Raw genomic sequence first — 25,201 nt, forward strand, 5'->3', positions numbered from 1 at the left:
TTCGGTTCTGGTACCGAACACAGTTCTATGAGTAACGACACGAACGTTGACGACCCTCCCAAAGACCGCGCTTCGGACGCTCCCGACGAGGAGCCGACGGAGCGACAGGGAGACTCCTGGTCTTCGATCGACGACCAAGACGGAGACGTCGGCGAGACCGTCGACGACGGTCCAGACCCCGGCGACGATCTCGAGGGCAACGTCGACGAAGACGACGACATCGAGACCGTCGAAGACCTCGGCAGTTCGGTCGAGGTCGATCCGGGCGTCGAGATCGACGAGGAGATCGCCGAGGACGACCTCCTCGGCGGCCTCCAGATCGACTCGACCGAGGAGATCGAGGTCCCCGACCGACTCGTCGACCAGGTCATCGGACAGGACGAAGCACGGGACATCATCATCAAGGCGGCGAAACAGCGCCGCCACGTGATGATGATCGGCTCGCCCGGGACGGGCAAGTCGATGCTGGCGAAGGCGATGAGCCAGTTGCTACCGAAAGAGGATCTGCAGGACGTTCTGGTCTATCACAACCCGGACGACGGCAACGAGCCGAAAGTCCGCACCGTGCCCGCCGGCAAAGGCGAACAGATTATCGAGGCCCACAAGGAGGAAGCCCGCAAGCGCAACCAGATGCGCTCGATCCTGATGTGGATCATCATCGCGATCATCATCGGGTACGCGATCATCACCACCAACATCCTGCTGGGCATCCTCGCCGCGGGTATCGTCTGGCTCATCTTCCGCTATACCTCTCGTGGCACGGACGCGATGGTGCCGAACATGATCGTCAACAACGGCGATCAGCGCACCGCGCCGTTCGAGGACGCGACGGGTGCCCACGCCGGTGCACTGCTTGGCGACGTCCGCCACGACCCGTTCCAGTCCGGTGGCATGGAGACGCCGAGCCACGACCGCGTCGAACCCGGCGCGATCCACAAGGCCAACAAGGGCGTGCTGTTCGTCGACGAGATCAACACGCTCGACATCCGCAGCCAGCAGAAGCTGATGACGGCCATCCAGGAAGGCGAGTTCGCCATCACGGGCCAGTCCGAGCGCTCCTCGGGTGCGATGGTCCAGACCGAACCCGTCCCGACCGACTTCATCATGGTCGCGGCCGGGAACCTGGACGCGATGGAGAACATGCACCCTGCGCTGCGCTCGCGGATCAAAGGCTACGGTTACGAGGTGTACATGGACGACACCATCGAGGACACTCCCGAGATGCGTCGCAAGTACGCCCGCTTCGTCGCCCAGGAGGTCGAACGCGACGGCCGCCTGCCCCACTTCACGCGCGAGGCCGTCGAGGAGATCATCCTCGAGGCCAAGCGCCGCGCGGGACGCAAGGAGCACCTCACGCTCCTGTTCCGGAACCTCGGCGGGCTCGTCCGGGTCGCGGGCGACATCGCCCGCGCCGAGGACAAGGAGTACACCGAACGCGATGACGTCCTCCAGGCCAAGGAGCGCTCGCGCTCGATCGAACAGCAACTCGCCGACGACTACATCGAACGTCGCAAGGACTACGAGTTGCAGGTCACCGAGGCCGGCGTCGAGGGCCGGGTCAACGGCCTGGCCGTTATGGGCGAGGACTCGGGTATCATGCTCCCCGTGATGGCCGAGATCGCCCCCGCCCAGGGCGGCGGACAGGTGATCGCGACGGGCCAGCTCAAGGAGATGGCCGAGGAGTCGGTGCAAAACGTCTCCGCGATCATCAAGAAGTTCTCGGACGTCGACCTCTCGGAGAAGGACATCCACATCCAGTTCGTCCAGACCGGCCAGCAGGGCGTCGACGGCGACTCCGCCTCGATCACCGTCGCCACGGCTGTCATCTCGGCGCTCGAGGACATCCCCATCGATCAGTCGGTCGCGATGACCGGCTCGCTGTCGGTCCGGGGTGACGTCCTCCCGGTCGGCGGCGTCACGCACAAGATCGAAGCCGCCGCGAAAGCCGGCTGTGACACGGTCATCATCCCCAAGGCCAACGAACAGGACGTGATGATCGAGGACGAGTACGAGGAGATGATCGAGATCATCCCGGCCTCGAACATCAGCGAGGTGCTCGACGTCGCGCTGATGGGCGAACCCGAGAAGGACTCGCTGCTCGACCGCCTCAAGTCGATCACCGGCTCGGCGTTTGACCAGCAGGTCTCGGCCGGGGGATCGAATCCCAGCCCGCAGTAGATGCCGGATTGGGCGACGTTCGCCGGACTGACGGGCGTCGTCCTCGTCTTACTTCTCGCTCTTTCACACCTCACCAGCACGGCGTTTACCGATTCTGACGACGCCGACACACGGACGCCAAGCGACGAGTCGCCGACGCCGACTCGAGAATCGACGGCGGAGTCGACCGCGTCCGATCCGGACGCACTCGCCGACGGTTTCGCCGACGGGTCGGCCGATGGCGAATCGCTGAGAGAATCTAGACGCGTACCCGAGGACGATCACGGTCACGGTCACGGCCACGACCACGACGAGCACTCCTCGCCAGGATCGCTGTCGACGGGCGAACTGCTCGCAAACGTCGCGTTCTCACAGGGACTGTTCGCGACGATCCTGCTCGCTGCCGCCGTGTACACGGAGATTCCCCCGGCCGACCTCGGTATCGCGTTCACTCGAGCGTACCTCACCACTGGCGTCGTCGTCGGGACGGCACTCGGCGTCGGACTGTACATAGCGAACGAACTCGGTGCGGCGAGCGCGAAGCGTCTCGGGATCGACCACAGCGAGCAGTTGCGCGAGCTGCTTGCGCCGGACTCGCCCGGTGGCTGGGCCGCCCTGCTGGGTGTCGCCTTGCCGACCGTCGCGATCTTCGAGGAGTTTCTCTTCCGGGCGGCGTTGATCGGCGCACTCTCGGCTGGCTTCGACGTCTCGCCGTGGCTGCTCGCGATCGTCTCGTCGGTCGCGTTCGCGCTCGGTCACGGGATGCAGGGGCCGGCCGGTATCGCGGTCACGGGATTGCTCGGATTCGTCCTCGCGATCGCGTTCGTCGTCACGGGAAGCGTTCTCGTCGTGATCGTCGCCCACTACCTGGTCAACGCCCTCGAGTTCGTCGTCCACGAGGGACTCGGACTCGAGTGGACGGAGACCACGGGTAGCTGATAACGATAGCTGTGAGTCTGTACCGCCGCAACCGCGAACCGTCTTGCGGTTGCGGCGGTAACCAGTCACAGCCATCATTATGATCTGTCGAGCGGGTTCACCGACCGATGGCCGATAGTATAAGAGGCGAGCCCTCGTGGCCCGGCGTATGAACGGACTCGACGAGGTTCCGGAGTCGGTCAACAGAGCGATCGTGCTCGGGATCGTGCTGTACTTCACGCTCGTCGTCTACGCAGGAATCACGGCAGATCCGCTCGCGAGGGACATCGCCGACGCCGTCTTCGGACTGATCGCGATCGCCGTCGGGGCGACGCTGTACCGCGAGTCGGGTGGCGAACGCTCGGCGACTCTCGGCGCCGGTGTCTGTCTGGTACTCGGCGGGATCAGCCAGTTCGTGTACCTCGCGACGCGAGCACCGATACTGGACTTCGTGACGACGGTCGCGGTGTTCGTCGGGATCGGGCTGTACGTTTACGCGATCTGGATCGCTGACTAAAGTTCCTCGACCGAGCGGAGTTTCTGTTCGATCGCCGGCGGCGCGGCGCTCGGGCCGTCGCGGACGCGGTGGTCTGGAATCAGAATCGGGGCCGGATTCTCGTCGAGTGTGGTTCGGACGAGGGTGACGTCTTCCTCGTCGTCCGGATCGAGTTCCGGCGTCATGCGGGCAAGCGTCGTCACGTCGATGCTCTCGCCGTAGGGGATCGTCCGGACCTGCTCGAGCACCGCGCGTCTGTCCGTCGGCACCGTGAGCGCGACCTGCACGTCGTCGAAAGTGATCTCGTCGACGCCGTCTAGGTACTCGAAGATGCGATCGAGGACGTCGTGATCCGACGTCGCGTTCTCGTCGGGTTCCTCGGGGAACGAGACGCTCAGTACCCGTCCGCTCGCGACGCCGACCTGAACGTATCGCTCGAGATAGGGCGACCCTCGCGCGTAAATGCCTGCGACCGCTTCGTCGTCCATGTGTCATCGCATGGCTGGTGTGGACTTGAATATTCGCCAGGTCTCGCGCGATGGCGCAAGCTTTTTGTACATATGAGTACGTCGATGTACAATAATGACCTCTAAAACGGACGTCGCTCCCGCGGTGGCGTCGATCCTCGAGGCCGCCCGCGAGCGGGCCGGCGGCGAACACGTCTCCGTCGAGGCGCGGTCGCTGCCGGACGCGCTGGCCGCTGCCGATGCCGACGGCCGCACGCCGGTGATCGCGGAAGTGAAACCGACGAGTCCGACGACCGACGGAACGCGACGGGACGATCCCGTCGACCTCGCCGAGGCGATGGTCGACGGCGGTGCGGCCGCGATCTCGGTGCTGACCGAGCCGACTCACTTCGGCGGGTCGCCCGAGGCGCTGACTCGAGTACGTGAGGCGGTCGACGTCCCCGTCCTCCGGAAGGACTTCGTCCTCCGGGAGGAACACCTCGACGTCGTCGAAGCAGATCTGATCCTGTTGATCGCCCGCTTCGTCGAGGACGACCTGGCAGCGTTGCTCGAGGCCGCCCGCCAGCGCGGCTTCCAGGTACTCGTCGAGGTCCACGACGCCGAGGAACTCGAGGCGGCCCTCGAGGCCGGCGCGGAAATCGTCGGCGTGAACAACCGCGATCTGGCGAAACTCGAGGTCGATCTCGAAACCTTCGAGACCGTCGCGCCGCACGTTCCCGACGACGTGACGCTGATCGCAGAGAGTGGGGTCTCCTCGCCGGCGGACGCCCGCCGGATGCGCGAGGCCGGTGCCGACGGCCTGCTGGTCGGAAGCGCGATCATGGACCACGGCGACGGTGGCGACGTGACCGCGAACACGCGACGACTGACGCGATCTGAGACAGACACATGAGCGAGAGCACCTTCGGAAGTTACGGTGGACAGTACGTTCCCGAGGCGCTGATGCCAGCCCTCGAGGAGCTCGAGGACGCCTACGAGCGGTACGTTCTCGAGAACGAGGACGGCTTCATGGACGAGTTCCGCGAGCGGATGCGGGACTTTGGCGGTCGACCGACCCCGCTCCAGCGCGCGGATCGGCTGAGCGAACGGTACGACTGCGAGATCTACCTCAAGCGCGAGGACCTGGTCCACGGCGGCGCGCACAAACTGAACAACGCGCTCGGACAGGTCCTCCTCGCGAAGTACATGGGCAAAGAGCGGATCATCGCCGAGACGGGCGCGGGCCAGCACGGGACGGCGACCGCGATGGCGGCCGCCCACCTCGATATGCCCTGTGAGATCTACATGGGCCGTACCGACGTCAACCGCCAGCGGCCGAACGTCTATCGGATGCGGATGAACGGCGCGGAGGTCAATCCCGTCGAGGCTGGCCGCGGTACCCTGAAGGAGGCGATCAACGAGACGATGCGCGACTGGGCGACGACCGTCGAGACGACCCACTACGTCATCGGTTCCGTCGTCGGACCACACCCGTTCCCGAAGATGGTCCGGGACTTCCAGAGCGTGATCGGCGAGGAAGCCCGCGAGCAGATCAAGGAGCGGGCGGGACGACTGCCCGACAGCGTCGTCGCCTGCGCCGGCGGCGGTTCGAACACGATGGGCACCTTCCACGCGTTCGTTCCCGACTGTGTGGACCCACGGTTCGCGGACGAATCGAGCGGACGACGCCCGCGAGACGAAGACGTCGACCTCTACGCCGTCGAAGCCGGCGGCTCGAGCCTCGAGATCGACGAACTCGAGGGCGTCGCGCCCAACTCCGCGACGCTGTCGACGGGCACCGACGGCGTCCTCCACGGTGCGATGACGAAACTCCTCCAGAGCGGCGAGGGACAGATCATGGAGTCACACAGCGTCAGCGCCGGTCTCGACTACGCCGGCGTCGGTCCCGAACTCTCACACCTCGTCGAGTCCGGCCGGGTGACGCCCGTGAACGTCGACGACGAGGCCGCGTTGAACGCCTTCCACCGGCTCTCGAGACTCGAGGGGATCATCCCTGCCCTCGAGTCCGCACACGCGCTGGGCCACGTAGAGGAGGCCCACGAGGACCTCGGCGACCTCGTCGTCGTCAACGTCTCCGGGCGCGGTGACAAGGACCTGGAGACGGTGCTCGAGGAGACCGAGAAGCGCGACCTCGAGGCCGCTCCGGACGTGGAGGTGTTCGACTCGTGAGCACCGACAGCGAGATCGAGCGGGCCATCCACGAGAACCACCCCGCGCTGATCACCTACCTCACCGCGGGCGATCCCTCACTCGAGGAGACGAAAGCGTACGTCGAGGCGCTCGATCGCGGCGGGGCGGATCTGATCGAACTCGGCCTCCCCTTCTCCGAACCGATCGCCGAGGGGCCGACGATCCAGGCGGCGATCAACCGCGCGCTCGAGGCCGGCACCACGCCCGAGCGCTTCTTCGAACTCGTCGACGACCTCGAGGTCGAGGCGCCGCTGCTGGTGATGACGTACTACAATATGATCCTCCAGTACGGTTCGGGCGCGGAACCACGTCCTACGGAAAGTGACGCGACAGAGTCGCGGAACAGACCCGATCCCGAACCCTTCGTCGAGCGCGCCGCCGAGGCCGGACTGGCGGGGATCATCGTCCCCGACCTGCCCGCCGAGGAGGCGGGACCGCTCCGAACCGCGTGTGACGACCACGGCCTCGACCTCGTGTTCATCGTCGCGCCGACGACCAACGGAGAGCGTCTGGATCGGATCATGTCGCGGGCGTCGGGATTCGCGTACGTCCAGGCCCGCCTCGGGACGACCGGCGCACGCGCCGACGTCTCGTCTGCGACCCACGACAGTCTGGCGAGACTCGAGGAGTACGACGTCCCGAAGGCGGTCGGCTTCGGCGTCAGCGAGGGCGAACACGCAAGAGAGATCGTCGAGGCCGGCGCCGACGGGGTCATCGTCGGCAGCGCGCTGATCGACATCGTCGCCGAGAGCGAGACGCCCGTGGCCGATCTCGAGGCCAAAGCCCGCGAACTCAAAGGCGGTGCCGAGCGTGGGGCAAATGCACCGGAACCAGAACAGCCTTAATAGAAAGCTTGCTAGTATCCCGCAAATGACTACTGGAACTGACGCACGACTCGAACGGATCGGTACAGACGGAAAGTACGTCATCGTACCGATGGACCATGGCATCACGATGGGCGCCGTGACGGGGCTCAAAGACATCGAATCGACGATCGACGGCGTGACGAGCGGCGGTGCAGATGCCGTGCTCACGCAGAAGGGGATCGCACCGCGCGTCCACCCCAACAAGAACGGAAAGGGGTACATCGTCCACACCAACGCCTCGACGACGATCGGCCCGGACGAGAACGACAAACGGATGACGTGCACCGTCGAGGAGGCCGTCCGCGCTGGTGCCGACGCCGTCTCTCTGCACATCAACGTCGGCTCGACGTACGAACCGAAACAGCTCGAGGACCTCACGCGACTCACCGCGGACGCCGGCCGACTTGGCATTCCGGTGCTCGCGATGGCCTACGCCCGCGGCCCCGGCGTCGACGGCTCCGATCCGGAGGCGCTCGGCCACGCCGTCCGACTTGCCGAGGAAGCCGGCGCGGACATCGTGAAGACGGGTTACAGCGGCGACGCCGAGAGCTTCCAACACGTCGTCGAGTCCACCCGCCTGCCGGTCGTCATCGCCGGCGGATCGAAGGGAACCGACCGCGAGACCGTCGAGATGGTCCGCGGCGTGATGGACGCCGGCGGTGCGGGCGTCTCGATGGGGCGATCGATCTTCCAGCACGACGACCCGGAGGCCATCGCACGTGCCGTCTCGGGCGTCGTCCACGACGACCTCTCGGTCGACGAAGCGCTCCAGGAGGCCGAACTCGCACTCGAGGCCTGATCCCGGTTCGGAGAATCGAATCCGTCCACCTTTTCCGCGCCGCTTCGATTGACCACCGCTCAGTGGCAGTGCGTGTCGAGGTGCACGTCCCGATCGGCGTAGCGGGGCGAGAGTTCGACGGTGGCGTGATCGATGCCGTAGTCCGCGAGTTCGTCGTGGACGCGGTCGACGACGGTCTCTGCCTGTGCCATCGTCTCGACGTCCGTCTCGAGGTGGACCGTCGCGACCGTGATCTGACTGCAGATCTGCCAGGCGTGGAAGTCGTCGACGCGGCCGACGCCGTCGAGTTCGCGAATACGCGCCCGAATCTCGTCGCTTTCGACAGGCGACTCGAGAAAGAAGATCGCGCTGCTACTGCGCAGAACCTTGAGCGCCGACCACGTCACGACGACGGCGATCAGTGCCGCTGTGAGCGGATCGACGACTCGGAGCCCGGTCACTTCCACGACGAGCACGGAGACGATGACGGCGACCGAGCCGCCGGCGTCGCCCAGCAGGTGGTAGAACGCGCCCTTCTCGTTGAGGCTCATCGCGTCGCCGTGGAGGACGTAGACCGAACCGACGTTGACCAGCAGGCCGCCCGTCGCGATGGCGAGCGTGGGCCCGGTCCCGATGGCGACGGGCGCCAGGAACCGCTGGTAGGACTCCCAGAGGATGAAGCCGACCATCGGCAAGAGCAGTAGTCCGTTGAGGAACGCGGCGAACGGTTCGAGGCGGTGGAGGCCGTACGACCAGCGGTCGCCGTTCCCGTAACGTTCGGCGACGTGGGCGGCCGCGAAGGCCATCACGTACGCCAGCGCGTCGAAGAGCATGTGGAACGCGTCGCTGACGAGCGCGATCGACCCGAACGCGAGACCGCCAGCGAGTTCGACGAGAAAGCCGGCGACGTTGATGAGCGAGACCGCGGCGAGTTTGCGGCTGCTCGTCGATTCGTCGTGCCCGTCTCCGTGGCCGTGACTGTGGCCGTCGTGAGCGTGGGAGTCGTCGTGGGCGTGCGCCGACTCGGGAGGGCTCATCGTGCGTCGAACTCGGCGCTCACAACTTAATAATTCAACTGCTATTATAGGCCAGATCGTACGCTATCTTTAGTATCTATTCGGGGATCGATTAATAACAGCACTCGATATCGAATCGCTACCGCCGCCGGTGGGTGCGTCCGCGGCCCCCACGACGCCCGCGTCCCGCGAGTCTATCGGCTCGAGGGGTCGATCTCGAGTGGGTCGGCCGTCAGCAGGCCGTCGACGACTGCCGAACCGACGCGCGCGGCGTTTTCGACGGCCAGTTCGAGGCTCTCGCTCGTCCCGTCGAAGCTCTCTTCGACCGACTGGTCGGGTGCCGGCCGATCGTAGTTCGCGACGGCCCGCACGCTCAGGTACCGCTCGAGGAGGTCGAACCGCTCGAGGACGGTTGCCGTCGCCGCGTCTTCCATCTGCGTCGTCGCGTACGGCTCGACGTCGTAGGCGTCACAGAGCCACTCGACCTCGCGAGCGACGCCCGACCCGTGCCAGAATTCGTCGCCCGTGACCGTCGTGCCGACGTCGACTGTGGGACGGTCGCCACGCGCGTCCGGGTATCGACGCTGGTACTCGCGGACGGCCTCGTCCGACTCGAGGTCGACCTCGTCTGCGGCCGTGACGGCGACGGCCACGAGGTCGTCGTTCAGCCGGGTGACGGCGTCGTCCGGCTGATAGGCGAGGACGTCGATCGACGGGCCGTCCGTCCTCTCGTCTCGATCCCAGCGGTGTTTCCGGTCCCAGTCGAGGATCGCGTCGGCGACGAACACGGAGCCAAGCGCCGTCGTCGCGGGCGACGATCCCGCGATGCCTGCCGAGAGGACGTACGCCGACTCGAGGTCGACCCCCGGCGCGGCCGCGAGCGCGGCGACCGTCGTCGCGGCGTCGCTCTTGCCCAGTCCGGTCGTCGTGACGGCGACGCCTTCCTCACACAGGAAAAGCGGTCGCTCGAGTCCCGGGATCGTGAGCGCGTCGACGGGATCGTACCGCTCGAGCCAGGGCTGACGCTCGTCGAGTGGTGGGTCGAACGCGACCGCCGGCAGGACGAGCGCGGACGGGCGTACGGGGTCGTCGTGGTCGACGGGACGTGGATCGAGAACACGTTCGCTCATCGCTCTTCTCTCGTCGCGGGATGGCGAAGTATCCTCGGGCTTGCGGTGCCGGGAGACCTCAAGAACTATCGGCCTCGGATTCGACCCTGGGAGCGTGACGAGCGACGACGAGTTCATCACCCGGGCGCGGACCTACGCTCGAACCGTCGACCTTGACGTCGACCTCGAGCGCATCGAGTGGGAGCTTTCGACCCGGGCGCGTCGACGGGCGGGTGCCTGCCGGTGGGACGCCGACCGCGAGGTCGCGACGATCGTTCTCGCGCGGCGTGCCTGCGAGGGTTACGACCGCGAGACGCTCGAGGCGGTGGTCCGACACGAACTCGTCCACGCCTGGGAGTTCCAGCGCTTCGGCGAGTCGGGTCACGGACCGCGGTTTCGCGAGCAGGCAGCGGCGATCGACGCACCGCGCCACTGCGAGTCGTTCGCGACGCCGCGGTACGTCCTTCGCTGTCGCGAGGGCGACTGCGAGTGGCGGGCCGAGCGCCACCGGGCGTCGAAACCCGTCAGCGCACCCGAGCGCTACCGGTGTGGCGTCTGTGGCAGCTGCTACGAGGTCGAACACGTCGACAGCGGTCGGACGTGGACGACCGCGAGCGGCTACGGCGGGACGAAGGCGGCGCTCGGCGACCGGTGGTAGCGCCGCTAGACGATCGTCTCGAACTCCTCGAGCGAGGCCAGTTCGTAGGTCGGTTCGTGCTCGGGGGCCGTCTCGTGGCCGAGGTTGATCCACGCCGAGTCCATCCCCATCGCGTTCGCGCCGGCGACGTCCGTGTAGACGTTGTCGCCGACGTAGATCGTCCCGGACGGTTCGACGTCGATCCCCGAGAGGGCCATCTCGAACGGCTTCGAGTGGGGTTTGGGCGGAACGCCGTCTCTGGGATCGACGAAGACCGTCACGTCGAAGAAGTCGGAGATACCGAGTGCCTCGAGTTTCTGTGACTGCATCTCCTCGGTGCCGTTGGTGATGAGACCGACCGGTCCCCGTTCGTCGGCGAGGTCGAGGGCGGCCTCGGCACCGGATCGAAAGCGGACGGCGGCCGGATCGATCGTCTCGAGGTACGCACTCGCGAGGTCGGGCGAGACGGCAGGATCGGCGCCGGCACGGTCGGCCGCCTCCTCGAACGTTCGTTCGAAGAACTCCTGGTCGGTCTCGGCGTCCGTGACCTCGTTGGACGCGGCTCGAAGCCCGGCGACGGTGCAGAACTGGTCGACGCCCGCCCGTTCGAAGGCCGTCTCGAGCAGCTGCGACCGTCCCTGGATCGGCTCACAGAGGGTGCTGTCGAGATCGAAATAGATCGCGTCGTAGGCAGCCATCTGTACTGCTGTAGGGGAGCGGACACTCTCAACGTTTCGCTGACTCCGTGAACGAGTCAGCGGGTTCGACTCGAGTTCCATCGCCGATTCCGGAGCCGTTATTTTTCCTGACACGCCTCTCGGGATATGGAAGTCGTCAAGCGCGTCCACGTCGTCCCGCTTGGCTACGAGTTCGATCGGATTCTCGAGCCGATTCGCGACCAGCGAGCGGATCTGGTCTACCTGCTCGAGGACGAGGGCGCGAGCCACGGGGACACGGCGGACGACCGACGGGAGGAGCACAGCGACGGCCACGTCGAGCGGAACGCGACGGCGACAGCGGAGTATCACGAGGCGTTGTACGAGGAACTCGAGTCGGTCGTCCCCGACGTTCGGACCTGGGAGTGTGACCTGACAGATGTGTACGCGGTCCTCGGAGACGTGACGACGATCGCCGCGAAACACGCCGAGGATCAGGTGTACGTCAACGTCTCCGGCGCGGGGACGATCCCGGCGATCGGCGCGACGATCGCGTGCATGGACGTCTCGACGGACGCCCACGCCTACTACGTCGACCCGTCGACGTACGCCCACGACGGGACGACCGAGCCAAGCTCCTTCGGGGTCGACGAAATCGAAGGCATCCCGACCTACCCGATCGAGTCGCCGACGCGCGATCAGGTCGCGATCATGGAGTTTCTCACCGATCCCGACGCGTGGGAGGGGTACCACGACGACCGGACGACCCCACCCAAGAAGAAAGACCTCATCGAGTACGCTCGAGAGCAGGACCTCTCGTTTATGGCCGACCGCCGCGCACCCGACGAGCGCGCCGGCGAGGACAAGGGTGCGTTTCGGATACTCGACACGCACGTCCTCGAGCCGCTGGCCGAGGACGGCTACGTCACGATCGAATCCGTCGGCCGCCGACGCGTCGTCGAGTTGACCGAGCGCGGCGAGAACGCCTACCGGGCGTTCCGACACAAGCTCGGCGACGGGACCAACTACGTCGGATAAGTGGCCCGCTTAGTTCTCGGCGTACACCAGTACGTAGAGTTTCGTGCCTAGCCGAGCGAGCTCGAGGTCGGCCTCGAGTCGGTCGATGTGGTCACGAAGTGCCGCCGCGTCGAGCCCCGGGCACTCGCAGTCGGTGCGGGAGTCGAGGTGGCTGCTCGCGCGGGCGAGCAGGAAGGGCGCGGCGTCAGCGAGGAGCGAGCCCGGAAGCTCGGGGCCAGCGTTGCGGCCGCGCTCGACCGCGGCCAGGACCTCCTGGGCCACGACGAGCGTTTGCCGGAGCGAGCGGATCTCGTCGGCATCGGCGGGCGGGCTCAGATACGTCGCCAGCAACTCGTCGGCGTCGACGACTCGATCCGGATCGACGTCGAACGCGGCCGCGATCCGTTCGCGGTCGGGTTCACCGACGCCGGTCCGACGGGCGGCGAGCTGGATGGCACCCAGTACGGCAGCCGGTCGTCCGTACTCGAGCGTCGCCATCTCGCCTGCGTGGTCGAACGCTGCTCGCGCGACTGCGGCCGCAGCATCCACCTCGAGTCGGTGGGCGGCACAGTCGATCGTCAGTTCTGCGGGCATCTCGAGGTGGCGCTGACCCATATCGTATCGGTCGCCCGACGGGATATTATCAACTTTGGAGAAAGTATCGATATCTTCGTTACTATCTAGAAAATCAGTACTATCTGACCGGCTGCGACGGTTCGACCGACCGCACCGTCACGTCGTGCCTGCCGGCCGTCTCGTCCCTCCGACTCGGTCGGGTGCCATCGTTTCTGCCAGATTCGCCACGTTCAAGCCGGTCCCCTTCGACGGTCGAGATATGACGAGAGCAGTCTGGGTCAAAGCCGACGACGCAGTCGGCGACTGGGACGACCGCCGGGCGCGGATCACCGCCGCGCTCGAGGCGGGTGCTGACTGGGTACTGGTCGACGAAGGCGACGTCGAACGCGTCCGCGAACTCGGCGACATCGGCGTCGCCGCGTTCCGGACGGACGGCGACGTGACGATGATCGACGACGCCGAAGGCGACGAAACCGGCGCACAGCCGGACGCCTTCGTCGTCGGCAAGGACGGCGAGGGTGACGCGACGATCGATCTTCCCTCCGACTTCTCGGGCTCTGCGGACCTCTCGACGCTGCGCCGCGACGGCGACGTCGACGCCGGTGCGTACGTCCGAATCCTGGGCAAGGAGTACGAGACGTTCGCCGAGGCGGCCACCGAGGAAGCCGAGTACACCATCGTCGTCGGCGAGGACTGGACGATCATCCCCCTCGAGAACCTGATCGCGCGCATCGGCGAGGAGACCGAACTCGTCGCGGGCGTCACGAGCGCCGAGGAGGCGAAGACGGCCTTCGAGACGCTCGAGCTCGGTGCCGACGCCGTCTTGCTCGACTCGGACGATCCCGACGAGATCCGCAAGACGGTCGAGGTGCGAGACGAGGCCGAACGCGAGACCCTGGACCTCCAGTGGGGCGAGGTCGTCGAGATCGAACGCGCCGGCTCCGCGGATCGAGTCTGCGTCGACACCGGGAGTATGCTCGAGCACGACGAGGGGATGCTCGTCGGCTCGATGGCCCGCGGTCTCGTGTTCGTCCACGCAGAGACCGCCGAGTCGCCGTACGTCGCCTCGCGGCCGTTCCGCGTCAACGCCGGCGCGGTCCACGCCTACGTCCGCACGCCCGACGGCGGCACGAAGTACCTCGCGGAACTGCAAAGCGGCGACGAGGTCCAGGTCGTCGACCTCGAGGGGCACACCCGCGAGGCGATCGTCGGCCGGGCGAAGATCGAGCAGCGGCCGATGTTCCGGCTCGCACTGGAGACCGACGACGGCGACCGCGTCGAGACGCTGTTGCAAAACGCCGAGACGATCAAGGTCGCCACGCCCGACGGACGCAAGGCAGTGACGGACGTCGAGGTCGGCGACGAACTCAAACTCTACTACGAGGACACGGCCCGCCACTTCGGCGAGGCCGTCGAAGAGAGCATCATCGAGAAGTGACCGTCGAAACCCGTCTCGAACCGGCGTAGTTTCTCTCAACCGATGCTTTCCCGAACCACTCTATACTGAGTGGTGTGTTAACAAGATACAACCCACGTTCGTCGGTCGGGTGTCGACGACGACCAGATCGACCTCTCGTGTGACATCTATTTGTGCGAGTCTGAGCCGTTCTCCCGGAGGATTAACCACTAACGTAGTTTTTTACTATATGGGGTGTTAAGAACTAATGTCGGCGGTGCCGTCCGTAGTATGTGTCATGAGCACAACTCACAAGAAGCTCCGGCAACTCGAGTTACCCGAGTTCGCGGTGACGCTTCGAAACGCGGGGGCCGCCGGCGCTGGCGGGGCGGGCTTTCCGACGTACGCGAAGTGGGAGCACCTCGAGTCGGTCGACTCCCTGCTGGTGAACCACCAGGAGAGCGAACCGAACTACTACATCGACAAGTGGCTCGGTCGCGAGCACGCCGACGACCTGGCAGCCCTGTTCGACGCCTTACTCGACCGGGCGTTCGACAGGATCGTCGTCGGTGCCAAGCGAACCGACCGCGACGAGTGGCTGGGCGACCTCGAGCGAGCGACCGACGGGACCGTCTACGAACCCGACGAGCTGCCACTCGAGCCGGACGCGGAGTCTGGCGTCGTTTTCGCCTACACCGACGACCGGTACGAGTACGGCATGGAGGGCGTCCTCTTGCGGCTGATCGCGGACGTCGTCGTCGGCGGTGACGAACTCCCGGTCGAACACGGCTGGATCGTCCAGAACACCGAGACGCTGTGTAACGTCTACCGGGCGCTAACCGACGGGTCGCCGACGACGCACAAGTACGTCCACGTCGACGGTCGTGTGCCCGAACACCGGTTCCTGAAGGTACCGATCGGGACGCCGGCAAGCGAGTTGCTCGCCGCTGCCGGCCGCAACGACGGCCTCCGGGACGACGAGGTCCTGCTCGACGGCGGCCCTGGCTGGTGTTTCGAGATCGACGACGAATCCGCGGCGTTCGGCGTCCGAAAGCGGACCAACGGCCTCCTCGTGATGGACGAGACGGTCGTCGAGAAGAACCGACTCGGTGGCGGCCGCGTCAACGTCCTCGGGCCGAGCGCGTGGAAGAAGGTCCCTCACGAGACGGAGCCCGACGATCTGCCGTCGCCCGATCGCGTCAGAGTACCCCTGATCACGAACCCGGACTTCGAGGGCGTCGTCACGCCGAGCGAACCAGTCGTCCGGCCGGGTGAGGAGGTCGAGGCGGGGGAGATGGTCGCCCGACCCGGCGACGGCATCAGCGTCGCACAGCACGCGCCGATCGACGGGACCGTCTCGGAGGTGACCGCCGATCACGTCGTCGTCGACGGACAGTCCGAACCCGAGACCGGCGAGACGCTGACGCAGCGGGTCTACTGGACCTGGTGTATCGAGTGTGGACGGTACGTTCCCGCACCAGAGACGGCGAGACGCGATCCGACCGAGTACGTCTGCGAACGCTGTCGCTGACGTCGGCATCGCGTCACCGTCTCCTGGCGATGGATCGGTCGAAAACTCCAGAGTCGCCGGTTATCGCTCGACCGGGACGACGACGCTCGAGCGGATCCACGCGGTCGCGTCCCGTCGGTCGCAGATCACCGTCGTATCGCCGTCGTCGTAGCTCACGTAGCGGTCGGCGTCGGTCGCTATCGGCTCGGTCGCGCGTTCGCGGGGTTCGGGGACGTTCTCCATGATAGTCTCGCCGCTCGACCGTGTTCACGGCCGAGGGCTCGACTGGCGGTATCGTCCGTCCGGGTAAAAACGCTCCGTCAATGTACTACTAGCGTCATTGTATGACGCGGCCAGCGGTACCACGACTCGAGGAAGTTCAGTCGGCGGTCCGATCGTCTTTCCGATCCAGTCTCGTCGTACACCAGTGACAGAACTCGAGGTCTTCGTCGAGTGGTCGGCCGCAGTGTGGACAGGCGGGTTCGTCGCCGCCGTCGTCGGATCCCGGCGGGATCCCCATCGCCCGAAGCGCCGAATCGACCGCGGCGAACAGCACGATAAACGAGAGGACGAACTGGTGTAACCGCGACATCTCGGCGTCGACGATGGTCATCGCTTCCGTGACCGTCTCGGTAGTCGCGAGCTGGTCTACCGGAAGAAAGATTGCGAGTGCGGAGACGTACAGTCCGGCAAACAGCAGCGCGCGAACCCACTCGCGCAGCAGAACGTGGCCCGTGCCGGGCAAGAGAACGGAGAAGACGGCAGCGGCCAGCGCTCGAATCCATGTCATTGTCAGTACGAAGTACTCTCTTTCGCGCGTGGTTAATACTCTCGTTTCGCTCGCGTCGACGACCACTACTGGCGTCTCGGTCGGGCTCGCTCTCAGCAGAGCTCGGAAACCAGCCGGGCGAGCGTCTCGAGATCGTACTGGCCTGGCGCGGTCGCCTTCTCGGGATCGACTGGTGCGTAGCCGATCTTCGACCCGTACACCGGGGCGACGGCGCGCGTGTGGCTGCCGACCTCTCCCATCGCCATCGTCGCGACGGTGTCGCCGTGGGCGGTCAGTTGCTCGGTCGCCGAGAGTACGGCGAGCGTGTCCGCTTTCGACTCGGCGGTGACGGCCAGTTTCGCGACGTCGGCGTACTTGCTCGCCTCCGTCAGCGTCCGCACCAGCTCCGGTCGGGGCGGCGTCCCCTCGAAGTCGTGTGCCGACGCGACGACCGAGACGTCTCGATCGCGGGCGATCTCGAGGACCTCGTCGGCTTCGCCCTCGAGAATCGACGCGAGTTCGACGTCGATCGCGGAGACGGCGTCGAACCCGGTCGCCTCGGCCAGCGTCTCGAGGCGACCGTCGTCGGTCGCCTCGCCTCCTTCCCACTCCGCACGGTTCGTCGCCAGGATCGGCAACTCCCCGTCGTAGCCCTCGAGGGCGGCGAGCGGGTCGGACGCGAGGTCCAGTCGAAACTCGAGGCAGTCGGCGTGTTCACGGGCGGCGGGTTCCTCCGAGAGGTCCTTCGTGGACGCGGCCAGTACGAACGAGTCGAACTCCATGTGGTCGTGACTCGCTCGCGGAGACAAAAAGCCGTCTCCTCGGTGCGGTGCGTTCATCGACGTGGCGAGTCGTTCGAGGCGCTTTCACGACGCCGGCGGTAGCGAGTCGCGCGGTGGTTCGTCGATCGTTTCTCCGATACCCACCAGGAGGAGCCCGATCGCCCGCTCGTGTTGCTCTTTCGTGAGATGGACGTGCACCGGCCGCACGGACAGGGCGTCGTACGCGTCGAATGCGTCGTCCGGCACGTCGTGTTCTTCTTCGACGTGGTCGCGTATCTCACAGAGCAGTGCGTGAAGCTGGATGTACGCCTGTCTCTGCATGATGGGGGGTACCACCACACACCGTCTCTTAATAATTTTTCCACCTTTACTGGTGAGAAAGCATAGCTGACGTATCTGGAGAGCGAACGTAACGCTACGACGGCCAGTATCGATCGCCGACTCGAACGAGAAATCCAGCCACTAGCGGAACGGCCGGTTCGAGACTGTTTCGAGTGACACGCCGTGACCGTCGACTAGGCCAGTCCGAGGGTCTCCTCGGCCTCGAGCAGTTCGTGGTACCGGTTGCGGATCGTCACTTCCGAGATGTCCGCGACGTCGGAGACGGCGGCCTGGGTGGTCTTCTCGTTGGTCAACAGCGCGGCGGCGTAGACGGCGGCCGCGGCGAGACCGACCGGCGACTTGCCCGAGTGGACGCCTTTCTCCTTGGCGTTCTGGAGTAGCGCGCGGGCGCGGTGTTCGGCCTCGTCCGAGAGTTCGAGTCCGGACGCAAAGCGGGGGACGTAGCTCTCGGGGTCGGCGGGCTGGACCTCGAGGCCGAGTTCGCGGACCACGTAGCGGTAGGTGCGGGCGATCTCGTTTTTCTCGACGCGGGAGACGTCGGCGATTTCGTCCAGACTGCGGGGGACGCCGGCCTGTCGGGCGGCCGCGTAGACACAGGAAGTGGAGACACCCTCGATCGACCGACCCGGCAGGAGGTCCTCGTTGAGCGCCCGTCGGTAGATCACCGACGCGGTCTCGCGGACGTTGTTCGGGAGACCGAGCGCCGAGGCCATGCGGTCGATCTCGCCAAGTGCCTGCTTTAAGTTGCGCTCTTTGGAGTCGCGGGTGCGGAACCGCTCGTTCCACTTGCGCAGCCGTTGCATCTTCTCGCGCTGGCGGGAGTCGAGCGAGTTCCCGTAGGCGTCCTTGTTGCGCCAGTCGATGTTCGTCGAGAGACCCTTGTCGTGCATCGTGTTCGTCGTCGGAGCGCCGACGCGGGACTTCTCGTTTTTCTCGGCGGCGTCGAACGCGCGCCACTCCGGCCCGCGGTCGACCGAGTCTTCCTCGACGACCAGACCACAATCCTCACAGACGGTCTCGCCGTGTTCGTCGTCGACGACCAGCTGGCCACTACACTCGGGACACGCGATGGCGTCGTCTTCGTTTTCCGTCTCTCGCTCGCTCTGTTCTCGTTCGCTACGTCGTACTCTCGTGGTGGACGATGTGTTTGTCATGCGATGGCGAATGCTGACCGGCCGAACCCTATCACAAAAGCCCGGACGGATTCGTTACCTACTTCGTTCCGAGACTCTCTATTTAAGAGTTTCGGAATTTAGGCGTGACGGTGCCGAGAAACTGGTTATTCGTCGATACTGGCATGAAAAATCAAAACATTAAAATAGAGCCGATCGACCCCGCAAACGAGTGCCACAAGTGTCCTTCGACCGAATCGAGCCTATGGAACTCGCAGTTGGCAGCACCAACCCGGTCAAGGTCGACGCCGTCGCCAGCGCACTCGAGCGGTACGAGCCGACGGTGACGGCCGTGTCGGTCGACTCCGGCGTCGCCGAACAGCCACGGTCGGTCGAGGCGACGATCACGGGCGCTGAAAACCGGGCACGGCGAGCGCTCGAGGTGACCGCGTCACGTTCCGATCGAACCGACGAATACACGTTCGGCGTCGGACTCGAGGGTGGCGTCGCACGATTCGACGCGACGGCGGGACTGTACCTGATCATGTGGGCTGCCGTGACCGACAGCGACCAGGTCGGACGCGGCGCTGGCCCGAGCCTTCGGCTCCCCGACCACGTCGCGGCGCGCGTCGAAGCAGGCGAGGAACTGGGGCCAGTAATGGATGACTTCCTCGGTGCTGAGGGCGTCGCCGAAAACGAGGGCGCAGCCGGAATGCTTACCGGCGGGCTGACTGATCGCACCCGGGCGCTTCGCGAAGCGGTCGCCTGTGCGTTCGGACCGTTCGTGACGCCCTACTACGAGTAACCGTTCCTGGTCGACATCCGATCTCCAACCGTGACTCTCTCGCTCGCCGATCGGAAATAGTCTATTACCTATCCTGCGGCGACCTCGACGCGAGGAAACGTTCTCGAATCGACGATACTCGCTCGAAAACACGTATTAACCGCTCGTACCAACGATTGCTTTCGGGCCGATTACCATCGCCGTTGCAGCGGAGAAAATCGCACGACTGCGGCCGATTAACCACGTGTACCAAACCCCCTAAGGAGGTAGCCGTCCTGTCTCGAGATATGAGTAGTGCGATGGCCCCCACGGACCTGACGACCAAACAGCACCGCATTCTCCAGTACCTCAAAGAACACGCCGCGACGAAGACGTACTTCAAGTCCCGGCTGATCGGCGAGGAACTTGGAATGACGGCCAAGGAAGTCGGTTCGAACATCAGCGCCCTTCAGGACGGCGACTACGAGATCGACATCGAAAAATGGGGCTACTCCTCGAGTACCACCTGGAAAGTTAGCGTCTAGACGCTCCGCAGGCGTCTGCCGCGCTGTCTGCTCTCCGTCGTCGTGCCGAGAGCAGTCCCACGGGTTGCACGACGATCGACGGCGTCAGTCGCCACCGAACGTCATCGTACCTCTCCTCGCGATACCGTGGTCGACAGCGACGAGCGCCGACTGTCTATCGCCGTTGATTACGAGCCACGTTCGAATCACGGCCGAGAGCGACCCGTCCTAGCGTTCGTACCGGACCAGTCGGTCGGCGTCGGACGCCAGCGCGATCGCCCGCTCGCCGAAAGAGTCGGCGTGGCGAACGAGCAACATCAGGATGGTTTCGGGCCGTTCGACCGTGTACCCCCCGTCTCGCGAGAGCAGTCCGGCGTCCTCGAGTTCGCCCGCGTACTTGCTCACGGTCGGTGCGGAGACCTCGAGCGAGTCGGCGAGTTCGCTCGTCGTCGCGTCGGGATTCCGGAGCAGTTCGATCAACATCCCGCGTGCGGTGTCACGACGGAGGTAGCCGAGCGCGTTCTTCTCGAAGTCGTCGAATCGGCCGGCGAGGACGAATCGCTTGTAGTCGCCGTCGCGGTAGCGGTCGACGATCTCGGCCTCCTCGAGCCGTCGGAGGTGGTGTTGGGTCTCGCCCGTCCCGAGCTGGAGGTCGTCTCGAATCTTCGAGAAGTGCGCCCCGGGAGTAGTCGAGAGGTAGCCGGCGATGGCGTCGCGGGCGTCGCTTCCGCCCGTGTCGGCCGCGACCGACTCCGAGAAACTGACGAACGGCGTCGACGCGCCGAGTGCCGCGAATCGGCGCAGCGTCGCCCGTTTCTCCTCGTCGACCTGCTCTGTCTTTCCCATGCTATTCCTGTCACCTACAACGGGCCGGGGCGTAAAACGCGTTTCGCTCCGCCTTATTCACTGATTTCTAGGCGTTTCGCTCGCTGTCGACAGCGAGTAAGAACGTCTTACCGTCGACGGAATGTCAGCGTCGGGCGATTCGTCGGGTTCTCGAGTCGGTCGTCGGTACCGACGAGTGGTCTCACCTCGGTTCAGTTCGACTCGCCGCCGTCGGACTGGAACTCCTGGTCCATCTCCTCGATGACCTCGTCCGGATCGGAGATGTTCGCCGGATCTTTGCCCTCCTTGATCGCCTGGGCCTGCTGTTCCATCTCCTCGAGGTCCATCTCGGCTTCCTGGTCGATCTCGCCGATGATCTCGGCGATGTCGTCCAGCCCGATCAGTTCGCGCGTCTCCTCGTCGAACTCGAGGCTCTCGAGTTCGGTGCCGTCTTCTTTGACGTCGCTGCCGGTGAGGTGTTTGCCGTAGCGGCCGACCATCGACGACAGTTCCTGCGGAAGAACGAACGTAGTCGACTCGCTCTGGCCGATCTCCGACAGCGTCTCCATGCCCTTGTCGATGACGGCACGTTCGCCCATCGACTCCGCGGATCGGGCTCTGAGGACGGTCGAAATCGAGTCACCCTGTGCCTCGAGGATCTGGCTTTGCTTTTCACCCTGCGCGCGGATGATCTGGCTCTGTTTGTCACCCTCTGCTTTCTCGACGGCGCTGCGGCGTTCACCCTGCGCCTCGAGGATCATGGCACGGCGTTTGCGCTCTGCGGAGGTCTGCTGTTCCATCGCCTGCTGGACGTCTTTCGACGGGTTGACCTCGCGGACCTCGACGCTCTCGACGCGGATCCCCCACTCGTCGGTGGGTTCGTCGAGTTCGCGGCGGATCTTCGCGTTGATCTCCTGGCGCTTGTTGAGCGTGTCGTCCAGTTCCATGTCGCCCAGGACGGCCCGCAGCGTGGTCTGGGCGAGGTTCGAGACGGCTCGCTTGTAGTCGTCGACCTCGAGGAACGCCTTCTTGGCGTCCATCACCTTGATGTAGACGACGGCGTCGGCGGTCACGGGCGAGTTGTCGCGCGTGATCGCCTCCTGTCGGGGGACGTCCAGCGTCTGCGTTCGCATGTCGAACCTGTAGGTCTTCGAGACGAACGGCGGGACGAGGTTGATGCCCGGCTCGAGCAGTTTACGGTACTCGCCGAAGACGGTCAGCGCGCGTTTCTCGTAGGCGTTGACGATCTCGATGGCACTCAGGAGGGCCGCGAGTACCACGACGAGGACGAGCGCACCGATGACCAGTCCGGCGGTACCAGCCTGCAGTATGATGACTGTCGGGACCATGTGCGGGGGTTGTGGCGGTGAGGTGAAAAGCGTTCCCTTGCCAGAACGACACGTTTCCCGACGATCGCCGTTCTGGCACGCGTTCTACGAGTCGGTTTCCGTCTCGGTCGTCCGCTCGTCGCCGCCGTCGGCTGCCTGTTCGTCTACGCTCTCGCGGTCGACGGTCGACTCGTCGTCCGCCGCCCGTCGGGCCGCCTCGCGCTCGAGTGCGCGGTCGATCTCGTCCTGTTCGAGCGCGCCGACCGGTTCGACGGTGAGGACGTTTCCGCCGCCGGGATCGAGGACGATCACCTCCTCACCTTCTTCGATCGTGCCACTGGTCGTCCGGGCGCTGTAGTAGGGGTTAAAGCCGCCGTCGTCGAGTTTCACCTCGCCGTCGCGGGCCGTGACCGTCTCGGTGACGTACCCGATGCGACCCGCGAGCGCACTCGAATCGCTCGTCTGGGCCGTCCCCTTGCCGCCGTAGAAGTCGAACTCCCGGTAGACGTAAGTCGCCGCAGCCCCGAAGACGAGAACCAGACCGGCAAGGACCAGCGGTGCTGCAGCCGGCGGGAACAACGTCCCGACGACGCCCGCGCCCACGAGTGCGACGCCGACGACGATGAAGTGAGCACCGGGAGAAACCGCCTCGAGCGCCATCAGCACGAGGCCCGCGGCCAACAGCGCGAGCGGCATGTTCTCGAAGAGCAGTTCGAGCATGTCCGGGGCTAGGGTCTCACCCCGATTAAGTGTTTACCGCGCCGGCCGAAATTTTTCTCGTGATCACGCCGGGACGAGCGCCGCCAGTCGAAGCATGACGAGGACCATCGAGATCGCACCGAGCAGGACGAACGTCGCGTTCTCCAGGGTCGGATCGCCGGGTTCGACCGGCGTCGAGTTCGGTTCCGGGCCGAAAGAGTCTCCCTCGTCGCCCTGGCCGTCGTCGTCTCGTTCCCGATCGTCGAACGTGGTGGGAGACCAGTCGGTTCGCTCGGTCGCGTCGGTTCGGCCGACGTCACGGTCGTCCGATCCTGGCTCGGACGCGTCTGCTGGCATACTCGGTACTACTGGGTCACGACGCAAAAATCCGCCGCCCTGCGTCACGCGTGCTCGCGTCGACCCACGACGTCGCCGTCGTAGACGATGCCGCGCTCGGCGTCGATCGTCACGACCGTTCCCGCGTCGATTTCCTCGAGTTCGACGCCGCTCACCATCGGGACTCCCATCTCTCTGGCGACGAGCGCCGGGTAACCGGTCATGCCGCGGCGGGCGTCGACGATGCCGGCGATCTTCGTCAGGTCGCCGTCGAACTGCTCGTCGAACTCGGGTCCGAGCGTGACGATCGCACCGTCGGGCACGTCGGTGAGGTCGCCGTCCGGAACACGAGCGACCGGTCCAGCGACGCGTCCCTCGACGACCACGCGACCCGTGGCCAGCGTCTCCGCGGCGACGTGGACTTTCATCATGTTCGTCGTGTTCGTTCCCTCGAGGTCGGTCATCATGCCACAGAGAACGACGAGAGTGTCGCCGCTCTCGGCGACGCCTGCATCCAGCGCCGACTGGACCGCTCGATCGATGACGGCGTCCGCACTCTGGTCCGACACCTGGGCGTACAGCGGCGTCACGCCCCACGAGAGGGCTAGCTGTCGGCGAACGTCCTGCGTCGGCGTCGACGCGACCACCGGAACGCCGGGGCGGTACTTTGCGATCTTCAGCGCCGTGTAGCCGGACTCGGTCGCCGCCACGATCGCGTCGGCGTCGACGTCGCGAGCGAGATATCGCGCCGCCCGCGCGAGGGCGTCCGTCCGGGCCTCGCCCGAAGCCGGGACGCGTCCCTCGAGCACCTCGTCGTACTCGCCGGAGCGTTCGACCTGGCGGACGATGCGGTCCATCGCCTCGACGACTGCCACGGGATGGTCGCCGACGGCGGTCTCAGCCGAAAGCATCACCGCGTCCGTGCCGTCGAGGACGGCGTTTGCCACGTCCGAGGCCTCTGCCCGCGTCGGCCGCCTGGCGTGAACCATCGAGTCGAGCATCTCCGTAGCCGTGATCACCGGGACACCGGCGTTGCGACACGTCCGGATGATCCGCTTTTGGACCATCGGCACTTCCTCCATCGGACACTCGACGCCGAGGTCACCCCGGGCGACCATCACCCCGTAGGACGCGTCGACGATCTCCTCGAGGTTCTCGACCGCACCGGCCCGTTCGATCTTCGCGACGATCGGAATCTCCGCGCCGAACTCCTCCAGGACCTCGCTGACCTCGTATACGTCCGCCGCGTCGCGGACGAAACTCGCCGCCACGAAGTCGACGTCCTTCTCGGCCGCAAGCCGGAGATCCTGCCTGTCTTTCTCGGTGACGACGTCGAGGGCAAGGTCGACACCCGGCACGTTGACACCCTGACGACCGGCCAGTTCGCCGCCGCTGTCGACTCGTGCTACGACTGCGTCGGGTTCGACCGCGACGACCGTCGTCTCGATCATCCCGTCCGACAGCAGGACGCGATCTCCCTCTTCGACCCCGTCGATCGACAACGAGAGGCCGACCTCCTCACTCGTCGCCTCGTCGCCCTCGACGAACCGGACCGTCGAGCCCGTCTCGAGGGAGACGGTCTCGCCATCGGACAACGGCGCAGTCCGGATCTCTGGCCCCTGCGTGTCGAGCATCACTGCGACCGGCTCCGGCGTTACTTCGTCGACGTTGCGGACGCGGTCGACGAGGTCGGCCCGATCCTCGAGCGTGCCGTGACTCGCGTTCAGCCGGGCGACGGCCATGCCCGCGTCGGCGAGTGCACGAATCGTCCGCTCGTCGCTCGAGGCCGGACCGAGCGTACAGACGATCTTCGCGTTTCTCATACCGGGGGCTACCGCCGACGACGGGAAAAAGGTACGTGACTTACTCACCCTCGAGTTAACACACCACGCGTGTAGTAGATCACGCGCGAGCGTTTTCGTTCACTTCGGA

General features: G+C 65.6%; 28 protein-coding genes. 13 read left to right on the forward strand and 15 right to left on the reverse strand.

The features are described 5' to 3' along the window. Nucleotides 1–27 precede the first annotated feature (27 nt). The 3 genes from lonB to MU558_RS11375 all read left to right on the forward strand — a co-directional run bounded on the left by lonB (nucleotide 28) and on the right by MU558_RS11375 (nucleotide 3,592). Nucleotides 28–2,178, forward strand: coding sequence for an ATP-dependent protease LonB (gene lonB / locus MU558_RS11365; RefSeq protein ID WP_246966388.1), 2,151 nt, complete (start codon nucleotides 28–30; stop codon nucleotides 2,176–2,178). After that, complete coding sequence (locus MU558_RS11370; RefSeq protein ID WP_246966389.1) at nucleotides 2,179–3,096, forward strand: CPBP family intramembrane glutamic endopeptidase; 918 nt, start codon at nucleotides 2,179–2,181, stop codon at nucleotides 3,094–3,096. A 148-nt stretch (nucleotides 3,097–3,244) separates the two neighbouring features. Beyond that, complete coding sequence (locus MU558_RS11375) at nucleotides 3,245–3,592, forward strand: hypothetical protein (protein ID WP_246966390.1); 348 nt, start codon at nucleotides 3,245–3,247, stop codon at nucleotides 3,590–3,592. Here MU558_RS11375 and MU558_RS11380 read toward each other — a convergent pair. After that, entirely contained in the window at nucleotides 3,589–4,059 is a 471-nt protein-coding gene (locus tag MU558_RS11380; RefSeq protein WP_246966391.1) for an MGMT family protein, read from the reverse strand. The two genes, MU558_RS11375 and MU558_RS11380, sit on opposite strands and share 4 nt — an antisense overlap. A gap of 94 nt (nucleotides 4,060–4,153) precedes the next feature. Between MU558_RS11380 and trpC the strand changes: the two genes are divergently transcribed. The 4 genes from trpC to MU558_RS11400 are packed head-to-tail and all read left to right on the forward strand — an operon-like array spanning nucleotide 4,154 to nucleotide 7,893. After that, entirely contained in the window at nucleotides 4,154–4,930 is a 777-nt protein-coding gene (trpC, locus tag MU558_RS11385; protein WP_246966392.1) for an indole-3-glycerol phosphate synthase, read from the forward strand. Next, entirely contained in the window at nucleotides 4,927–6,207 is a 1,281-nt protein-coding gene (gene trpB / locus MU558_RS11390; RefSeq protein WP_246966393.1) for a tryptophan synthase subunit beta, read from the forward strand. The genes trpC and trpB overlap by 4 nt, the downstream gene beginning before the upstream one ends. Next, nucleotides 6,204–7,073 (forward strand): tryptophan synthase subunit alpha, encoded by an 870-nt coding sequence (trpA, locus tag MU558_RS11395; protein WP_246966394.1) that lies wholly within the window; start codon nucleotides 6,204–6,206, stop codon nucleotides 7,071–7,073. The genes trpB and trpA overlap by 4 nt, the downstream gene beginning before the upstream one ends. Nucleotides 7,074–7,098: 25 nt before the next feature. Beyond that, on the forward strand, nucleotides 7,099–7,893 hold the full coding sequence (locus MU558_RS11400; protein ID WP_246966395.1) for a 2-amino-3,7-dideoxy-D-threo-hept-6-ulosonate synthase: 795 nt from the start codon (nucleotides 7,099–7,101) through the stop codon (nucleotides 7,891–7,893). A gap of 59 nt (nucleotides 7,894–7,952) precedes the next feature. On the opposite strand, the gene MU558_RS11405 is transcribed toward MU558_RS11400, so the two are convergent. Continuing rightward, nucleotides 7,953–8,909, reverse strand: a complete 957-nt coding sequence (locus tag MU558_RS11405; protein WP_246966396.1) for a cation diffusion facilitator family transporter — start codon at nucleotides 8,907–8,909, stop codon at nucleotides 7,953–7,955. Nucleotides 8,910–9,082: 173 nt separating this feature from the next. Then, on the reverse strand, nucleotides 9,083–10,018 hold the full coding sequence (locus tag MU558_RS11410; RefSeq protein ID WP_246966397.1) for a purine nucleoside permease: 936 nt from the start codon (nucleotides 10,016–10,018) through the stop codon (nucleotides 9,083–9,085). A gap of 94 nt (nucleotides 10,019–10,112) precedes the next feature. Here MU558_RS11410 and MU558_RS11415 point away from each other — a divergent pair, with 94 nt between their 5' ends. Next, nucleotides 10,113–10,655, forward strand: coding sequence for a SprT-like domain-containing protein (locus MU558_RS11415; RefSeq protein ID WP_322987017.1), 543 nt, complete (start codon nucleotides 10,113–10,115; stop codon nucleotides 10,653–10,655). Nucleotides 10,656–10,660: 5 nt separating this feature from the next. Here MU558_RS11415 and MU558_RS11420 read toward each other — a convergent pair whose 3' ends face one another. After that, nucleotides 10,661–11,332, reverse strand: coding sequence for an HAD family hydrolase (locus MU558_RS11420; protein WP_246966398.1), 672 nt, complete (start codon nucleotides 11,330–11,332; stop codon nucleotides 10,661–10,663). Nucleotides 11,333–11,458: 126 nt separating this feature from the next. Between MU558_RS11420 and MU558_RS11425 the strand changes: the two genes are divergently transcribed. Then, nucleotides 11,459–12,328 carry an HFX_2341 family transcriptional regulator domain-containing protein gene (locus MU558_RS11425; protein ID WP_246966399.1) on the forward strand — a complete coding sequence of 290 codons (870 nt, stop codon included), beginning with the start codon at nucleotides 11,459–11,461 and terminating at the stop codon, nucleotides 12,326–12,328. Between the two features lie 9 nt (nucleotides 12,329–12,337). On the opposite strand, the gene MU558_RS11430 is transcribed toward MU558_RS11425, so the two are convergent. Next, on the reverse strand, nucleotides 12,338–12,922 hold the full coding sequence (locus tag MU558_RS11430) for a hypothetical protein (protein ID WP_246966400.1): 585 nt from the start codon (nucleotides 12,920–12,922) through the stop codon (nucleotides 12,338–12,340). Between the two features lie 220 nt (nucleotides 12,923–13,142). Here MU558_RS11430 and MU558_RS11435 point away from each other — a divergent pair, with 220 nt between their 5' ends. Together MU558_RS11435 and MU558_RS11440 are read left to right on the forward strand one after the other, a co-directional pair. Beyond that, nucleotides 13,143–14,321: a 3-dehydroquinate synthase II gene (locus MU558_RS11435; RefSeq protein ID WP_246966401.1), complete on the forward strand. Its 1,179-nt coding sequence runs from the start codon at nucleotides 13,143–13,145 to the stop codon at nucleotides 14,319–14,321. Between the two features lie 256 nt (nucleotides 14,322–14,577). Further along, complete coding sequence (locus MU558_RS11440) at nucleotides 14,578–15,810, forward strand: NADH dehydrogenase subunit (RefSeq protein ID WP_246966402.1); 1,233 nt, start codon at nucleotides 14,578–14,580, stop codon at nucleotides 15,808–15,810. A 60-nt stretch (nucleotides 15,811–15,870) separates the two neighbouring features. On the opposite strand, the gene MU558_RS11445 is transcribed toward MU558_RS11440, so the two are convergent. The 5 genes from MU558_RS11445 to MU558_RS11465 form a co-directional block, all read right to left on the reverse strand. Then, nucleotides 15,871–16,032 carry a DUF7331 family protein gene (locus MU558_RS11445; RefSeq protein WP_246966403.1) on the reverse strand — a complete coding sequence of 54 codons (162 nt, stop codon included), beginning with the start codon at nucleotides 16,030–16,032 and terminating at the stop codon, nucleotides 15,871–15,873. Nucleotides 16,033–16,168: 136 nt separating this feature from the next. Continuing rightward, nucleotides 16,169–16,579 carry a zinc ribbon domain-containing protein gene (locus MU558_RS11450; RefSeq protein ID WP_246966404.1) on the reverse strand — a complete coding sequence of 137 codons (411 nt, stop codon included), beginning with the start codon at nucleotides 16,577–16,579 and terminating at the stop codon, nucleotides 16,169–16,171. Nucleotides 16,580–16,671: 92 nt separating this feature from the next. Further along, nucleotides 16,672–17,340 (reverse strand): type I 3-dehydroquinate dehydratase, encoded by a 669-nt coding sequence (locus MU558_RS11455; RefSeq protein ID WP_246966405.1) that lies wholly within the window; start codon nucleotides 17,338–17,340, stop codon nucleotides 16,672–16,674. An 84-nt stretch (nucleotides 17,341–17,424) separates the two neighbouring features. Further along, nucleotides 17,425–17,661 carry a UPF0058 family protein gene (locus MU558_RS11460; protein WP_246966406.1) on the reverse strand — a complete coding sequence of 79 codons (237 nt, stop codon included), beginning with the start codon at nucleotides 17,659–17,661 and terminating at the stop codon, nucleotides 17,425–17,427. Nucleotides 17,662–17,855: 194 nt separating this feature from the next. Then, entirely contained in the window at nucleotides 17,856–18,836 is a 981-nt protein-coding gene (locus MU558_RS11465; protein WP_246966407.1) for a transcription initiation factor IIB, read from the reverse strand. Nucleotides 18,837–19,059: 223 nt separating this feature from the next. On the opposite strand from MU558_RS11465, the gene MU558_RS11470 reads away from it, so the two are divergent. Next, on the forward strand, nucleotides 19,060–19,599 hold the full coding sequence (locus tag MU558_RS11470) for a DUF84 family protein (protein ID WP_246966408.1): 540 nt from the start codon (nucleotides 19,060–19,062) through the stop codon (nucleotides 19,597–19,599). A 266-nt stretch (nucleotides 19,600–19,865) separates the two neighbouring features. Next, complete coding sequence (locus tag MU558_RS11475; protein WP_246966409.1) at nucleotides 19,866–20,102, forward strand: DUF7123 family protein; 237 nt, start codon at nucleotides 19,866–19,868, stop codon at nucleotides 20,100–20,102. Between the two features lie 207 nt (nucleotides 20,103–20,309). On the opposite strand, the gene MU558_RS11480 is transcribed toward MU558_RS11475, so the two are convergent. The 5 genes from MU558_RS11480 to pyk form a co-directional block, all read right to left on the reverse strand. Then, nucleotides 20,310–20,927: a winged helix-turn-helix transcriptional regulator gene (locus MU558_RS11480; protein WP_246966410.1), complete on the reverse strand. Its 618-nt coding sequence runs from the start codon at nucleotides 20,925–20,927 to the stop codon at nucleotides 20,310–20,312. Between the two features lie 191 nt (nucleotides 20,928–21,118). Beyond that, a complete protein-coding gene (locus MU558_RS11485; RefSeq protein ID WP_246966411.1) occupies nucleotides 21,119–22,255 on the reverse strand; it encodes an SPFH domain-containing protein in 1,137 nt (378 codons plus the stop codon). Between the two features lie 84 nt (nucleotides 22,256–22,339). Further along, on the reverse strand, nucleotides 22,340–22,954 hold the full coding sequence (locus MU558_RS11490; protein WP_246966412.1) for an NfeD family protein: 615 nt from the start codon (nucleotides 22,952–22,954) through the stop codon (nucleotides 22,340–22,342). Nucleotides 22,955–23,017: 63 nt separating this feature from the next. Further along, complete coding sequence (locus MU558_RS11495) at nucleotides 23,018–23,290, reverse strand: DUF7312 domain-containing protein (RefSeq protein WP_246966413.1); 273 nt, start codon at nucleotides 23,288–23,290, stop codon at nucleotides 23,018–23,020. 44 nt (nucleotides 23,291–23,334) lie between these two features. After that, nucleotides 23,335–25,092, reverse strand: a complete 1,758-nt coding sequence (pyk, locus tag MU558_RS11500) for a pyruvate kinase (protein ID WP_246966414.1) — start codon at nucleotides 25,090–25,092, stop codon at nucleotides 23,335–23,337. Between the last annotated feature and the right edge of the window lie 109 nt (nucleotides 25,093–25,201).

It is taken from the genome of Natribaculum luteum, assembly GCF_023008545.1.
GTDB lineage: Archaea > Halobacteriota > Halobacteria > Halobacteriales > Natrialbaceae > Natribaculum > Natribaculum luteum.

Bases quoted from the DNA above. Each gene is read 5' to 3' on its own strand.
- lonB (WP_246966388.1), top strand. From the start codon at position 28: ATGAGTAACGACACGAACGTTGACGACCCTCCCAAAGACCGCGCTTCG.
- MU558_RS11370 (WP_246966389.1), top strand. From the start codon at position 2,179: ATGCCGGATTGGGCGACGTTCGCCGGACTGACGGGCGTCGTCCTCGTC.
- MU558_RS11375 (WP_246966390.1), top strand. From the start codon at position 3,245: ATGAACGGACTCGACGAGGTTCCGGAGTCGGTCAACAGAGCGATCGTG.
- MU558_RS11380 (WP_246966391.1), bottom strand. From the start codon at position 4,059: ATGGACGACGAAGCGGTCGCAGGCATTTACGCGCGAGGGTCGCCCTAT.
- trpC (WP_246966392.1), top strand. From the start codon at position 4,154: ATGACCTCTAAAACGGACGTCGCTCCCGCGGTGGCGTCGATCCTCGAG.
- trpB (WP_246966393.1), top strand. From the start codon at position 4,927: ATGAGCGAGAGCACCTTCGGAAGTTACGGTGGACAGTACGTTCCCGAG.
- MU558_RS11400 (WP_246966395.1), top strand. From the start codon at position 7,099: ATGACTACTGGAACTGACGCACGACTCGAACGGATCGGTACAGACGGA.
- MU558_RS11405 (WP_246966396.1), bottom strand. From the start codon at position 8,909: ATGAGCCCTCCCGAGTCGGCGCACGCCCACGACGACTCCCACGCTCAC.
- MU558_RS11410 (WP_246966397.1), bottom strand. From the start codon at position 10,018: ATGAGCGAACGTGTTCTCGATCCACGTCCCGTCGACCACGACGACCCC.
- MU558_RS11420 (WP_246966398.1), bottom strand. From the start codon at position 11,332: ATGGCTGCCTACGACGCGATCTATTTCGATCTCGACAGCACCCTCTGT.
- MU558_RS11425 (WP_246966399.1), top strand. From the start codon at position 11,459: ATGGAAGTCGTCAAGCGCGTCCACGTCGTCCCGCTTGGCTACGAGTTC.
- MU558_RS11430 (WP_246966400.1), bottom strand. From the start codon at position 12,922: ATGGGTCAGCGCCACCTCGAGATGCCCGCAGAACTGACGATCGACTGT.
- MU558_RS11435 (WP_246966401.1), top strand. From the start codon at position 13,143: ATGACGAGAGCAGTCTGGGTCAAAGCCGACGACGCAGTCGGCGACTGG.
- MU558_RS11440 (WP_246966402.1), top strand. From the start codon at position 14,578: ATGAGCACAACTCACAAGAAGCTCCGGCAACTCGAGTTACCCGAGTTC.
- MU558_RS11445 (WP_246966403.1), bottom strand. From the start codon at position 16,032: ATGGAGAACGTCCCCGAACCCCGCGAACGCGCGACCGAGCCGATAGCG.
- MU558_RS11450 (WP_246966404.1), bottom strand. From the start codon at position 16,579: ATGACATGGATTCGAGCGCTGGCCGCTGCCGTCTTCTCCGTTCTCTTG.
- MU558_RS11455 (WP_246966405.1), bottom strand. From the start codon at position 17,340: ATGGAGTTCGACTCGTTCGTACTGGCCGCGTCCACGAAGGACCTCTCG.
- MU558_RS11460 (WP_246966406.1), bottom strand. From the start codon at position 17,661: ATGCAGAGACAGGCGTACATCCAGCTTCACGCACTGCTCTGTGAGATA.
- MU558_RS11465 (WP_246966407.1), bottom strand. From the start codon at position 18,836: ATGACAAACACATCGTCCACCACGAGAGTACGACGTAGCGAACGAGAA.
- MU558_RS11470 (WP_246966408.1), top strand. From the start codon at position 19,060: ATGGAACTCGCAGTTGGCAGCACCAACCCGGTCAAGGTCGACGCCGTC.
- MU558_RS11475 (WP_246966409.1), top strand. From the start codon at position 19,866: ATGAGTAGTGCGATGGCCCCCACGGACCTGACGACCAAACAGCACCGC.
- MU558_RS11480 (WP_246966410.1), bottom strand. From the start codon at position 20,927: ATGGGAAAGACAGAGCAGGTCGACGAGGAGAAACGGGCGACGCTGCGC.
- MU558_RS11485 (WP_246966411.1), bottom strand. From the start codon at position 22,255: ATGGTCCCGACAGTCATCATACTGCAGGCTGGTACCGCCGGACTGGTC.
- MU558_RS11490 (WP_246966412.1), bottom strand. From the start codon at position 22,954: ATGCTCGAACTGCTCTTCGAGAACATGCCGCTCGCGCTGTTGGCCGCG.
- MU558_RS11495 (WP_246966413.1), bottom strand. From the start codon at position 23,290: ATGCCAGCAGACGCGTCCGAGCCAGGATCGGACGACCGTGACGTCGGC.
- pyk (WP_246966414.1), bottom strand. From the start codon at position 25,092: ATGAGAAACGCGAAGATCGTCTGTACGCTCGGTCCGGCCTCGAGCGAC.